We start from the raw sequence: 13,492 nt of genomic DNA, 5'->3' as shown, positions 1-13,492 counted from the left end.
GGGAATGATTTGAATCCGTCAATTGTTAAAAAAGCAGCGGCAGGACTCTTCCTGCTTGCTTTAGCGCTCTTTCCGCTTATTATAACGAACGACTACTACATTCATATGGCACAGATGATCGGCATTACAGTCATTGTCACCCAGGGATTAAACCTGCTCAGTGGCTATGCGGGTCAAATCTCTCTCGGCCACGCCGGATTGTATGCCATTGGTGCCTATGCGGCAGCCATCGTAACGACGAATTTTGAAATGCCATATCTGGCGGGGCTTGTGGCGTCCATTCTCTGTTCGGCCGTTGTTGGACTGCTCATCGGTATTCCCGCCCTTCGTGTTAAAGGCCATTATCTGGCTATGGTAACGATCGGCGTTGGAATTATTATCGAAAAGGTGATGAACGAGGGTGGAGATTTAACAGGGGGGTTCGCAGGAATTAGCGGGATTCCCGGCCCTGAAATGTTTGGTTTTTCACTGACAGGCACAGGGATTTATTACATGATTGTTATTCTTGCCGCCGTCATTACTGTTTTGCTCTGGAATCTTATTCGAACAAGACCCGGACGGGCCTTTCTTGCGCTGCGTGACAGTGAAACGGCGGCAGAAGCGATGGGGATTTCAAGGTACCGCTACAAATTAATCGCCTTTGTTCTAAGTGCTGTTATTACAGGAATCGGTGGAAATATGTATGCACACACGAACAATTATGTAAGTCCCGATTCTTTTACCTCTCATTTATCCATTTTCCTGCTTGCTATGGTGATTCTAGGGGGAATGGGGACTGTCATTGGTCCTATTATCGGGACGATTCTGCTGTACCTTCTGCCGGAAGCTTTGAAAAACTTTGATGACTACCACCTTATTATCTATGGAGTTATTTTATTGGCTTTCATTGTTGGACTGCCTGGAGGTATTGCGAGTTTACTTCCGAAAGCGTACCGGCCGAAAGAAACCCTCTTCAATGAAGAGAAGCTCTCCAAAGAAACGGTGGGCGGCTATGAGCCAGGTGTAGTACAGGGCGCCGAAAATAACCATCAGGCTATTCTTGAAATCGTTAACTTGACCAAACGATTCAGTGGTGTTGTAGCGAACGATCGGGTTAGCATGTCGGTAGAGAGAGGAACCATTCATTCTCTTATCGGTCCGAACGGTTCCGGAAAAACGACATGCCTGCATTCGATAAGCGGGCTTTACCGGTACGATGAGGGCGAAGTACTCTTTGAGGGTAAATCGATTACTTCATTGAAGCTACACGAAAAAGTCGGCATCGGGATTGCCCGTACATTTCAGCACGCCCAGATTTTCAAAGAACTGACGGTGCTCGAAAATGTAATGATCGGCGAGCACAACCTGCGGAAAACAGGTTTTCTTGGTGGGGCTATGCTTTTGCCCCGCGTTGTAAAAGAAGAAAAAGAAAGCCAAAGAGAGGCGCTGCGCATTCTTGATTGGTTTGGGATGAAGGAGCTCGCTTTTGCCAAATCAGGTGACCTGCCTTATGGGTATCAGAAGATTCTAGAAATCGCGAGGGCTATGGCTTCACGGCCTAAGCTTCTTATTCTTGATGAGCCTGCAGCCGGGTTAACGAATACTGAGATTGAGCAGTTAGAGCATATTTTGATTAAGCTTCGCGGGGCAGGGGTTACCATCCTGCTCGTCGAGCACGACATGCGGTTAATTATGAAAGTATCCAACGCGATTACTGTATTGGATTCAGGCCGTGTTATTGCGGAAGGATCGCCTGCAGATATCCAGGATAACCCACAGGTTATTCAAGCGTATCTGGGCGATCGAAAAGTAGGATAAGAGAGGGAGGGGTTAGCATGATTGATTTCAGCCTTACAGAAGAACAAAAAGAGTTTCAAAAATTAGCCCATGATTTTGCGAGAAATGAGATTCGGCCTGTCGCTCCGGAGTACGACGAAACAGAAGAGGTACCATGGGATGTTATCAAGAAGGCGGCAAAGCTGGGCCTTACCGCGTACCGCTATCCGGAAAAGTATGGCGGTCTCGGACTCGATGATCCGATTACTTCCCTGCTTATTACAGAAGAACTCTCATGGGGCTGCGCGGGAATTGCAACGGCCATTAACGGAACAGGCCTTGCGGCTACCGGCATTCTCGTAACAGGGACGGAAGAGCAGAAACAAAAATATATTCCAATGTTTACCGATCCGGACCATCCAAAGCTAGGCGCCATGGGGCTAACAGAACCCGGGGCTGGTTCCGATGTTGCGGCTATGTCTACAACGGCTGTGCCGGACGGAAATGAATACATCCTGAATGGAACGAAACAATTCATTACAAACGGTGGAATTGCCGATATTCATGTTATTTTTGCCCAAACAGATAAAGCGAAAGGCTGGGATGGAGTCGCAGCCTTTGTCGTAGAGAAAGGGACACCTGGCCTCAAAATGGGCCGCAAAGAAAGAAAGCTGGGTGTGCGGGCTTCCCATACTGCCCAGGTCATCCTGGAAGATTGCCGGATTCCGCTGGAAAACCGCCTGGGAGGAGAACCTGGTTCTCCTACTTATATCACGGGGCTTGGCGCGCTCAAAATGCTGGAAGCCACGAGGCCGTCTGTCGGTGCCGCAGCCCTTGGGGTTGCCCGGGCTTCTTATGAATACGCTCTGGAATATGCGCGGGAACGCAGGCAATTCGGCAAACCGATTATTAAGCAGCAGGCGATCGCTTTTAAACTGGCAGACATGGCGATGGAAATCGACGCAGCGCGCCTATTAATCTGGCGGGCTGCATGGATGGTAAAAAACAAAATGCCCTTCCGCCTGGGAGAAGGCAGTATGGCAAAACTATTTGCCGGTGATACAGCTGTAAAATCGGCCATGGAAGCGATACAGATTTTGGGCGGCTACGGCTATATTAAAGAGTTTCCGGTTGAAAAATGGCTGCGGGACGCAAAAATCTATCAAATCTGGGAAGGAACCGCAGAAATTCAACGTCTTATTATTTCCCGTCTATTGGAGAAAAACGGGTAACAGAGGGGTGACAAATATGAACAGACCATGGCATGCTTTTTATCCTGAAAGTGTTTCTCCTCACATCCAAATTCCTTCATTGTCTATTTATAACCTGTTGGAACGATCTGAACACGAGTACGCTGCCTCGCAAGCAGTCATCGATGGCGATAAGGAATTAACCTATTACCAATTAAAAAATCTCGCAGACCATTTTGCATCCGCTTTATATGAACGGGGATTTAGAAAGGGTGACCGGATCGCGCTTATGCTGCCGAATTGCGCGGAGTATATTATCGCTTATTTCGGTGTACACCGCCTGGGCGGCGTAGTTGTCCAGGTGAACCCATCCTACCAGCATACCGAGCTGGAATACATCCTTATCGATTCAGAGGCGAAGTGGTTTGTCGGCCACAATAAGCAGAAAGAAAAACTGGAGAAAACAGGCCTTTCAAGCAAGCTCACTGCGGTTTTTGTTCATCGTGAGCCCGGGCATGACGATTATGATTTCTATGATTTAATCTCCAGTGCCGGCTCCGAGCTGCCGCCACTGGAAATTCAGCCGGAGAAAGATTTGGCTGTTCTGCAGTACACAGGCGGAACAACCGGGCGTTCAAAAGGCGTCATGCTTACCCATATGAATTTAATCAGCAATGTTTACCAGAGCTTCGCCTTTTCCGCCGGTATTTTCAAGGTGCCGGGTGAAAAAATGCTGAGTATTTCTCCTTTTTTCCACGTGTATGGGATGACGAGCGCCTTAAATATCGCAATTTACGCGGCAGCTGCGATTATTTGTGTGGTCCGGTTTCAAGTTGAACAAACGCTGCACATTATCCAAAAGCATAAACCGACTTTTTTTCCGGGTGTTCCTACGATGTATATTGCGCTCTTGCACCATCCTGATTCCGAGGCAGCCGGGCTGGACTCTATAAAAATATGCAACAGTGGTTCTGCTCCCATGCCGGTTGAAGTTCTGAGAGAATTTGAGAGAAAGGCCGGAGCAAGGATTATCGAGGGATACGGGTTATCCGAAGCCTCACCGGTGACCCACCGCAACCCTGCCCAGGGGCAAAGAAAAGTGGGCAGCATTGGGATTCCCATTCCAAATACAGACGCCAAAATTGTTGATATAGCAACCGGTACAGTGGAGCTGCCTCCTGGTGAACCGGGAGAGCTGCTTGTGAAAGGTCCCCAGGTGATGCGCGGATACTGGAAGAAGCCGGAGGAAACACAACTTGCCCTGCGGGATGGCTGGCTGTACACGGGAGATATCGCCACAATGGATGAAGACGGCTATTTCTACATTGTAGGCAGAAAAAAAGAAATGATTATTGCCGGCGGGTACAACATTTATCCGGTGGAAGTAGAGGAAGTCCTGTATCAGCATTCTGCAGTAGAAGAAGCGTGCGTTTTCGGCATTCCTGATCCGTACCGCGGAGAGGCTGTAAAAGCGATCATTGTACCCAAAAAATCAGTTCGCATAACCGAGCAAGAAGTAATGGATTGGTGCAGAAAAAGAATGGCAGCCTATAAAGTTCCCCGAATTATCGAGTTCAGGGAAGGGCTGCCGAAAACAGCTGTCGGAAAAATCCTGCGCCGTAAATTAGTAGAAGAAGAAATACAAAGGGGGAAATAGGATGGACATCAATCACATTAAACAAATCTCTGTTGTTGGTTCAGGAGCCATGGGATCGCAGATTGCCATGGTATGCGCGCTGGCAGGTTACGATGTGTATCTGCAGGATGTTAATGAAGAAAGCCTCGCCAAAGCGAAACAATCGCTTGAAGGCCACATGAAGCGGCGCGTGGACAAAGGGAAACTCTCGGCTCAGGAAGTGGATCACGCTTTTTCCCGCTTGCATTTCGTTACCTCCTTGGAGGAAGCGGTCCAGGGTACAGATTTTGTCATTGAAGCAATTGTTGAGAAACTGGAAGCGAAGCGCGCTTTATTTGCCGAGGTCGATCGGCTGGCGCCCGCGCATACGATTATCGCCAGCAACAGCTCGACGATCATAAGCTCTAAGCTCGCAGATGCTACGAACCGCCCGGAAAAAGTATGCAACATGCACTTCTTTAATCCGGCACTCGTCATGGAGCTGGTCGAAGTGGTGCAGGGACCCCACACGTCTGAGGAAACAGCGCAAGTTACAATGGAATTAACCCGGAAAATTAATAAAACACCGATTCTTCTGCAGAAAGAAATTTCCGGTTTTGTAGCAAACCGCATTCTCGGAAAGCTGATGGATGAAGCGATTTATTTATTAGAGAATGGAATCGCTTCCGCGGAAGAGATTGATCTGGCGTGTACCAAAGCATTAAACCACCCGATCGGCCCGTTTGCACTCATTGATTTAACAGGGATTGACGTCCACTATGATGTGAGAATGCAGCGTTACAAAGAGACCGGCGATGAGTCCGCCAGGCCTTCCAAAATCGTCACAGAAAAGTACCAAAATGGAGAATTGGGGCGCAAAACAGGAAAAGGGTTTTATACGTACTCATAAAATCAAGGAGGCAAAAAGCAATGGAATACGAAAACATTTTACTGCAGAAAGAAGGGGCGATCGGCATGATTAAAATCAATCGCCCCGAGGTAAGAAACGCCCTGGATGGAGGGACGCTGCAAGAAATGAGGCGCGCTTTGCAAACCCTTGAAGAGGATAAAGAAATAGGCGTAATTGTATTTACAGGAGAAGGAGAGAAATCCTTTGCGGCAGGGGCTGATATTCGGCAGCTCAGGGAAAAGCAAGCGCTTGATGCCCTCGCTCCGGGCATGTCCGCCTTTTATAGAGAAATTGAAAACAGCAGCAAAGCGACCATCGCAGCGATTAACGGATTTGCGCTCGGCGGGGGGTGCGAATTAGCCATGGCGTGCGACATTCGAATCGCAGCCCACCACGCTAAAATCGGGCTCCCGGAGTTAAATCTGTCCATCATTCCCGGTGCCGGGGGAACACAGCGCCTGGCGCGCATTGTCGGAAAAGGCAGGGCGCTTGATATGATTCTAACCGGAGACATGCTGTCAGGGGAACAGGCAGAACGGATCGGCCTGGTGTCGCGAAGTGTTCCGGGTGAGGAGTTATGGCAGGCGGTAAAAGAAAAGGCAGAAAAAATCATGGCAAAAGGACCGCTGGCCGTTCGGTTAGCCAAACTGGCGATCCACCGCGGCTTTGACCTGGATATGGAAACAGCGCTATCCGTAGAAAAGCTGGCCCAGGCTATCTTATTTGCTTCAGAAGACAAAAACGAAGGAACCCAGGCTTTCCTTGATAAAAGAAAAGCGGATTTCCAGGGCAAATAAAAAGATGGAATCGATAAAAATAAACAACATAGCCGTAATCGGCAGCGGGACGATGGGAAGAGGGATTGCTTATACGGCCGCCCTGGCCGGGTTTGATGTTATCCTGCAGGATATTTCAATCGAAGCGATTGATAAAGCGAAGCAATATATCATCAAGGAAGCGTCAACAAGTGTGGAAAAAGGTTTTATTACAGGTGAACAAAAGGAGAGCGCTTTACAGCGTTTATCTTACACAACAGACTTGATAGAAGCAGTGCAAACCGCCGATCTTGTTGTCGAGGCCATTATCGAAGTAATGGAGGCGAAAATCAATATTTTCCAACAGCTGGATACGTACGCACCGCGGCATGCGATTCTGGCAACCAACACCTCTACGATGAGCCCGACAGAAATTGCGGCTTCTACTTCCCGTCCCGGACAGTGTGTAGCGATGCACTTTTTTAATCCCGTTCATAAGATGAAGCTTGTAGAAATTATCCGGGGCCTTGATACATCCGATGCAACTGTTCAACTGGTCAGGCAAACGGCAGAAGAGATGGGCAAAGAAACGGTGGAAGTGAATGAGTTTCCCGGCTTTGTTACAAGCCGAATGAACTGTTTGATTGGGAATGAAGCGATGAATATGCTGATGGAAGGCGTAGCTTCCGCCGAGGATATCGACAAAGCGATGAAGCTCGGCCTTAATCATCCGATGGGGCCCCTGCAGCTTGCCGACCTCGTGGGTTTAGATAGCCGCCTGCGCAATATGGAATATTTGTATAAGCACCTGGGTGAGAAATACCGCCCATCCCCTCTGCTCGTAAAGTATGTAAAAGCGGGCCGGCTTGGCAGGAAGTCAGGAAGAGGCTTCTATACGTATACAGATTGATAGAAAACAATAAAGGAGGACCTTCTCATGATTTTTCAACTGTCCGAAGATATAACACTGCTGCAGCAAAGCGTCCGCGACTTTGTACAGTATGAAGTTGAACCGATTGCCATGGAAATCGAAGAAACCGATGAAATCCCACAGCGAATTATGGAAGTGTCGAAAGAGATGGGGCTGTTCGGATTAAGCATTCCCGAACAATACGGCGGGATTTGTATTCTGCCTTTCTTTTGATGCATACCACCCCCAGCCTCGATGCTGTAGACCGAACCGGCTGCCTTGCCGACTTTGATGCCTTTCTGCCTTTGCACGATCAGGAAATTGTAGAAAAAGACTTCCCCGGATTTCATGTTGGCAAAATGGAAAAGAAAATGGGCTTGCGCGGCTCCCACTCAGCGGAACTGTTCTTTGAAGACTGGGAAGTTCCGGTAGAAAATGTACTGGGGGAAGAAGGGCAGGGATACGTCAACGCCCTTAAGATTTTGGCGAACGGGCGGGCAGGGCTTGCCGCAAGGATTACCAAGATTTATGAAGGAACATCGGAGATCCAAAAAAATATTATTGCCGCCCAATTAAGGCAAGAGTACAGCTAATGTTCATTAAGCTTTAAACAATTCGTGTAACTTGCCGATAAACTAAAAAGTACGTATAAAAATAGCAGCAGAGAAAGGTAGAAAGTGATGCGTAATGTTTTTAGTTTAAAGGTAAGAAGCAGGTTAATTATTTCGTTTTTAGTTGTTTTGCTTATCCCAAGTCTTGCGATTGGATGGTCGTCGTATAACACATCAAGGGATAAAATTGATGTGCAAATGACGATGTCTTCCAGTGAAGCCGTCAAATTGTTGAATTCAACGGTTGATAGGTTTATCGAACCTGAGATACAAAATATCGATTACCTGGCAGATCGAATTACAGTTGGTACATATAAGGGCCAAGAGCCCATTCTGCGGACAGATATCCTGGCCCCCTTCGTCTCAAAGCACTCTGAGATTTCAAACATTTATGTAGGAAGTACAGAGGGATTATTTATTAATGCTCCTGCAATGAAGATGCCGGAAGGATACGATCCGCGCCAGAGACCCTGGTACCAGGAGGCAATAAAACAGAAAGGCAATGTAATCGTTACAAGTCCGTACATATCAAAAACGACCGGTGATTTTGTCGTGGCCATTGCAAAAGCCGTAAAAGACGGCTCAGGGGTTCTGGGATGTGAAGTCAAACTGGAAACCTTCGCTGCCATTACGAAGCAGGTGAAGATTGGTACGGAAGGATACGCATTCATTCTGGACAAGGGGAGTAAGGTTGTTGTTCATCCTACGACAAAGCCAACAGAACAGTTGAAATCGGATGCGATAACGAAAATGTTCCAGTCGGACTCCGGGCAATTTGACTATGTAAATGAAAATAAAGCGAAGAAAATGGTGTTTTCAACAAACAAAATAACAGGCTGGAAGATCGCAGGAACGATGTTCTCAGATGAAGTAAAAAAAGAAGCAGCACCTATCTTCTATAAAATGATTCTCGTTCTTTTCATCGCCCTAATCGTTGGAGTCATCGCAGTGTACTTTATTATTACTTCTATCACGAAACCGCTAAAATCCCTGGTTCACGGTGCTGAAAGAATAGGGCAGGGCGATTTAACTGAAGTCATCGAAGTAAAGTCGAACGATGAATTAGGCCTGCTCGGAAATAGCTTTAATCAAATGGCAGCCAATCTCCGCGAAGTGATCCGGCAGGTTGGGGACAACGCGGAACAAGTGGCTGCTTCGGCCGAACAGTTATCTGCCAGCGCTGAGCAAACAGGGAAAGCCACGGAACAAATCGCCGTTACGATTCAGGAAGTGGCTGCGGGTACGGACAAACAAACCCAAAGTGTGGAGGAAAGTTCGAGAACAATTGGCAAATTGGCAACTGGTGTCCAGAGAATTGCCGATAACGCACAGCATGTTACTGCTTCTGCAGCGGACACTTCAGAAAGGGCCGAGGAAGGGGCGAAGAATATCCAATTGGCGATAGAGCAAATGAACGCCATTGGCAACACTTTTAGCGAGCTTTCAGATTCCATCAAAGTTCTGGGTGAGCGTTCAAATGAGATTAGCCAAATCGTGCAGGTGATCACGGATATTTCTTCTCAAACGAATCTGCTTGCTTTAAATGCCGCCATCGAAGCAGCGAGGGCGGGAGAACACGGTAAAGGATTTGCAGTTGTAGCGGATGAAGTGCGTAAATTAGCGGAGCAGTCTTCGAATTCAGCACAGCAAATTGCACAGCTCATTACAGCCATTCAGGAAGAAACCAATAAGACGGTTCAATCTATGGATCATGCGACGAAGGAAGTAGTTGAAGGAATTGGCGTTGTTAATTTATCCGGTGAATCGTTTAAACGAATCCAGCATTCGGTAAGCGAAGTGGCAGGCCAAATTGAACAAGTGTCTTCTTCGGTTCAGCAAATCTCTGCCGCCACGGAGCATGTGGTTCATTCGATTACCCTCATTTCAGAAGTGGCAGAGGATGCCGCTGCCGGCACACAACATGTATCGGCAGCTACGGAAGAACAGCTCGCTTCTATGCAAGAGATTTCAGCTTCTGCCGCCTCGTTAACCAATAGGGCGGAAGAGTTGCAAGAGGCGATTGGGAAATTTAAAGTATAATCTTTTTCTGCTTTTCTACAATGTAAGGAGCCTAAACAGGCTCCTTTATTCGTTGCTAAGCACCTCTTCTAACGATGTTATGAATAAATTTTTTACTTCTTCCTGTTTACTTTTTGGCGATAAAATATACAGGTGGTCGCCCTCATGTACCTCAGTTTCGCCATTCGGAGTGAGCAGTTTTTCACCGCGAATAACCCCCGTTACCAGTACGCCATCCGGAAAATCCAACTGTCCAATTTCTCTATTCGCTGCCTTTGAATGAGGCGGTATGTGTATTTCTAACATTGCTAAATTGGTCTTTCCAATCGAAAGAAGTTCAATGCTATGTGGAGGGTGTACCTTCTCTCCCTGGGAAAGCTTCAGCTTTTCTCCCAGCCAGGAAATCGTTGAGCCTTGAATTAAAGCGGAAGTTAAGACAACGAAAAATACAGTATTAAAAATCAATTGAGCATGCTCAATGCCTGCCAGGAGCGGATACGTGGCTAAAACGATAGGGACCGCTCCGCGAAGCCCTGCCCAGGAAATGAACAGCTTTTCCCTAACCGAAAATTTACTGAAAACCGTACTAATAAATACACTGATCGGGCGGGCTATAAGGATGAGAACAAACGATAAGATAAGCCCTGGCCAAACGATATTTATAAGCTGGGACGGAAATACGAGGAGCCCGAGAAGGATAAACATAAAAATTTGCATCATCCAGGCAAATCCCTGGTTAAACCGGGAGATGGAAAAACGATACGTAATATCAAAGCTCCCCAGATACACTGCCATGACATATACTGCCAGCAGCCCGCTTCCCCTGAATAGGGACGTTAAACTGTACGTCAAAATGGCGAAAGAAAGGGCCAGAACAGGATACAACCCTGACGAATCCAGGTTTATTTTATTAATGGTTTTAACGGATATCCATCCCATCAATAGCCCCATGACAAGGCCGAATCCCATTTCCCAAAAAAATTCTAAAACCATGGGGACCAGGGCTGCATGGGGGCTTTGGACGAAATGAAGAAAAGAAACCGTAAGAAATACGGCCATCGGATCGTTAGTTCCTGATTCTGCCTCCAGAGTGGAAGTTAAGCGGCCTTTAATATTTTTATTGCCTAATACAGAGAAAACGGCTGCTGCATCTGTTGAACCCACGATGGCACCAAACAGGAAGCTTTCCACCCAGGGAAGATTCAGGATGTATTTTGCGAAAAAACCAATGACCGCGGTTGTGCAAAGCACGCCGATTGTAGCCAGCGAAATGGCCGGTTTTACTCCGGATTTAATGCTTTTCCAGTTGGTTTTCATTCCCCCGTCAAACAGGATGATGATAAGGGCCACGATTCCAAACAGCTGCGTAAAAAAAGCATTGGAAAAATAAATAAAATGATTCAATGCCATTCCAACGGCGATAAAGAGGACAAGGGAAGGCAGCCCGAGCCGCGAGGAAAATTTCGTTGTAATGACTCCAATGATGAGGAGGATAGAAAATAAAAAAATAATATTGTCTGCATTGAAGTCCAATAGGATCACCTGTCTTGTATTGAAATCATTTTGCTGCCGTAATCATGCTCCATTTAGTTTTACCTGTTTTATTGTTTACTGAATCATATCAAACGTAGTCACCCGCTTGGGGATTCCCTCTCTTTTGTTGTTTTATGAAGCGGTTATACTTAAAGCATAATTGCTGATTTTTATCTATTTCTGTTAATTCCTTATTGTTTCTTTATAACTTACGAATTATAAGTATATGAAATGGTTATACTTAAAGCACACCTGTTGATTAGCCAAAAAAAGTAAATAAAAATGAAAAAGAGGTGCCTTTTTCGGGAAAGTAGCTTGTACACGACTACAAACTATTTACGAAAAGAGGCGGCCCGCAAGCTCTCTGTTTCCTTTATAAAAAATAAAGGTGGTGTTTTAAGTTATGAAAAAAACGAATGACATCTTAGTGTATTTTACCATGTCTCTTGTATTACTAATTAAATCTTTTGCATTTATATTTCTCTTTAAGAATACAATATCAACATACATATTTACGCTTACTAATATCTATATCTATATTTCGTTTATTTTATTGGTTACTTCGTTTTATTTTCTAATGAAGAGTAAACATAGAACCTGGTATTTATTTTCAATTGATGTAATTATTACAATAATTTTGTTTGCTGATTTAGTTTTTTACAACGGATTTAGCAGCTTTCTATCTCTTTTTCATCTTAAAGAACTTGCTTCAGTGAGTGAAGCAAAAAGTGGAATTGGAAGCCTGATAAATCTAAAATATTTCACCCTCTTTATAGATATTATTGTTTTAATTCCTATCATGATAGCAATCTCAAAAAGAAATTCACCTGTAAAGAGAAGTCCTATCCTATTTGTGATACTTATATTTGTTGCTTTAAATTGTTTTACTGATAAGAATAGATTGTCTAAACTTCAACATTTAAGATATATGCAGAGTGATACCATGATAACGCAATCCCCTATAGGATATCATGTTTATGATATATACAGCTTTATAAAGTCTAAAAATCGTACAGTTAGTAAGAAAGAAATTCAAACTGTAAGTGACTGGATAAAAGTAAACAAAGAAGAACTGCCCAATAATGAATATTCTGGTTTGTTTAAAGGGAAAAATCTTTTAACCGTTCAATTTGAATCGCTCGAACAATTTGTTATAAATGAAAAAGCAGATGGACAGGAGATTACGCCCAACCTTAATAAATTGCTAAAAAACAGCTTATATTTTAACAACTATCACCAAATCATTAATGAGGGATCGTCATCTGATGCTGAATTTGCAACAAATACATCCCTTTATCCGTAGAGGGTGCAGTTGCTTATGTGTATCCTAATTTGAAATACAATACGCTTCCAACGATATTAAATCATAATGGATATGGAACAAGCATCTATCATCCTGATAAAAAAATATTTTGGAATTGGGGAGAAGTCAATAAATCTCTCGGATTTAAAAATCTTTACAGTGAACCTGACTATAAATGTAATGAATACACTCCAATGGGTATATCGGATGGATGTTTTTTAAATAAAGTATCCGATTTTATAGTGAAACAGAAACAGCCTTTTTATTCTTTAGCTGTTATGGGGACAAGCCATATACCTTTTAAATTAGCAAAAAGCTTCCAAGAACTAAAATTAGATAAATCTTTACAAAATACAATATTAGGTGATTACTTTCAAGCCGTTCACTACTCTGATAAACAACTTGGTCTAATGCTTGATAAATTAGACAAAAAAGGATTACTGGACAATGCAGTAGTTGCTGTATATGGAGATCATATGGGTGTCCACAAGTATTATGCTAATAAAGTATCTAAAATAAAAGATATTAAACCTGAATGGAAGAAGGTGACTTATAAAGTACCATTAATCATTTATCAGAAGAATTACGCTCACGCTAAAACGATGAATATATTAGGAAATGAAACTGATTTTTTACCAACCATTTGCTACTTGTTAGGAATAGATGATAAATATTATAAAGGTTATGCTATGGGTAAGGTTCTTGTAAATACAAATAAGAATTATACGTTATTAAATAATGGAACGATTCTTTCTGATAAACCCATTGGTGACAATGAAAAGAAGCATATTCTTGAATCATTCACTGTCAGTGAGACTATTATTAAAATAAATAATCCACATAAATAGAGTAATGAATCTCATAAAAAAGGCAGCATAAAGGAGGGAATTT

At 44.4% G+C, this 13,492-nt stretch carries 10 protein-coding genes and 1 pseudogene; 10 read left to right on the top strand and 1 reads right to left on the bottom strand.

Features of this window, described 5'->3' with window-relative positions; all coding sequences use genetic code 11:
* The first annotated feature begins 9 nt into the window (after window positions 1–9).
* The 8 genes and pseudogenes from MBEAL2_RS19035 to MBEAL2_RS18995 all read left to right on the top strand — a co-directional run bounded on the left by MBEAL2_RS19035 (window position 10) and on the right by MBEAL2_RS18995 (window position 9,786).
* Entirely contained in the window at window positions 10–1,797 is a 1,788-nt protein-coding gene (locus MBEAL2_RS19035) for a branched-chain amino acid ABC transporter ATP-binding protein/permease (RefSeq protein WP_052947836.1), read from the top strand.
* 20 nt (window positions 1,798–1,817) lie between these two features.
* Window positions 1,818–2,987: an acyl-CoA dehydrogenase family protein gene (locus MBEAL2_RS19030; RefSeq protein WP_047153902.1), complete on the top strand. Its 1,170-nt coding sequence runs from the start codon at window positions 1,818–1,820 to the stop codon at window positions 2,985–2,987.
* A 16-nt stretch (window positions 2,988–3,003) separates the two neighbouring features.
* Complete coding sequence (locus tag MBEAL2_RS19025) at window positions 3,004–4,602, top strand: long-chain-fatty-acid--CoA ligase (protein ID WP_047153858.1); 1,599 nt, start codon at window positions 3,004–3,006, stop codon at window positions 4,600–4,602.
* Window position 4,603: 1 nt separating this feature from the next.
* Window positions 4,604–5,470 (top strand): 3-hydroxyacyl-CoA dehydrogenase family protein, encoded by an 867-nt coding sequence (locus MBEAL2_RS19020; RefSeq protein ID WP_047153857.1) that lies wholly within the window; start codon window positions 4,604–4,606, stop codon window positions 5,468–5,470.
* A 20-nt stretch (window positions 5,471–5,490) separates the two neighbouring features.
* The gene (locus tag MBEAL2_RS19015; protein ID WP_047153856.1) at window positions 5,491–6,267 is read left to right on the top strand and encodes an enoyl-CoA hydratase/isomerase family protein; all 777 of its coding nucleotides are present in this window, start codon (window positions 5,491–5,493) and stop codon (window positions 6,265–6,267) included.
* 19 nt (window positions 6,268–6,286) lie between these two features.
* Window positions 6,287–7,135 (top strand): 3-hydroxyacyl-CoA dehydrogenase, encoded by an 849-nt coding sequence (locus tag MBEAL2_RS19010; protein WP_173427727.1) that lies wholly within the window; start codon window positions 6,287–6,289, stop codon window positions 7,133–7,135.
* A 27-nt stretch (window positions 7,136–7,162) separates the two neighbouring features.
* Window positions 7,163–7,650, top strand: a pseudogene (locus MBEAL2_RS34385) (acyl-CoA dehydrogenase family protein); the annotation flags it as partial.
* 165 nt (window positions 7,651–7,815) lie between these two features.
* Window positions 7,816–9,786 carry a methyl-accepting chemotaxis protein gene (locus MBEAL2_RS18995; RefSeq protein ID WP_047153853.1) on the top strand — a complete coding sequence of 657 codons (1,971 nt, stop codon included), beginning with the start codon at window positions 7,816–7,818 and terminating at the stop codon, window positions 9,784–9,786.
* A gap of 45 nt (window positions 9,787–9,831) precedes the next feature.
* Here MBEAL2_RS18995 and MBEAL2_RS18990 read toward each other — a convergent pair whose 3' ends face one another.
* The gene (locus MBEAL2_RS18990; protein ID WP_047153852.1) at window positions 9,832–11,298 is read right to left on the bottom strand and encodes a potassium/proton antiporter; all 1,467 of its coding nucleotides are present in this window, start codon (window positions 11,296–11,298) and stop codon (window positions 9,832–9,834) included.
* Window positions 11,299–11,701: 403 nt separating this feature from the next.
* On the opposite strand from MBEAL2_RS18990, the gene MBEAL2_RS29510 reads away from it, so the two are divergent.
* Window positions 11,702–12,601 carry an LTA synthase family protein gene (locus MBEAL2_RS29510; protein WP_052947835.1) on the top strand — a complete coding sequence of 300 codons (900 nt, stop codon included), beginning with the start codon at window positions 11,702–11,704 and terminating at the stop codon, window positions 12,599–12,601.
* Between the two features lie 17 nt (window positions 12,602–12,618).
* Window positions 12,619–13,449 (top strand): LTA synthase family protein, encoded by an 831-nt coding sequence (locus tag MBEAL2_RS29505; RefSeq protein ID WP_052947834.1) that lies wholly within the window; start codon window positions 12,619–12,621, stop codon window positions 13,447–13,449.
* Window positions 13,450–13,492 lie beyond the last annotated feature (43 nt).

Origin of the sequence: Aneurinibacillus tyrosinisolvens, assembly GCF_001015055.1 — a bacterium.
GTDB classification, from domain to species: domain Bacteria; phylum Bacillota; class Bacilli; order Aneurinibacillales; family Aneurinibacillaceae; genus Aneurinibacillus_A; species Aneurinibacillus_A tyrosinisolvens.
This window is presented reverse-complemented; position numbering and strand designations above follow the sequence as displayed.

Coding starts and splice junctions, on each gene's coding strand:
- MBEAL2_RS18995 (WP_047153853.1), top strand. CDS start 7,816: ATGCGTAATGTTTTTAGTTTAAAGGTAAGAAGCAGGTTAATTATTTCG.
- MBEAL2_RS29510 (WP_052947835.1), top strand. CDS start 11,702: ATGAAAAAAACGAATGACATCTTAGTGTATTTTACCATGTCTCTTGTA.
- MBEAL2_RS19025 (WP_047153858.1), top strand. CDS start 3,004: ATGAACAGACCATGGCATGCTTTTTATCCTGAAAGTGTTTCTCCTCAC.
- MBEAL2_RS19020 (WP_047153857.1), top strand. CDS start 4,604: ATGGACATCAATCACATTAAACAAATCTCTGTTGTTGGTTCAGGAGCC.
- MBEAL2_RS19015 (WP_047153856.1), top strand. CDS start 5,491: ATGGAATACGAAAACATTTTACTGCAGAAAGAAGGGGCGATCGGCATG.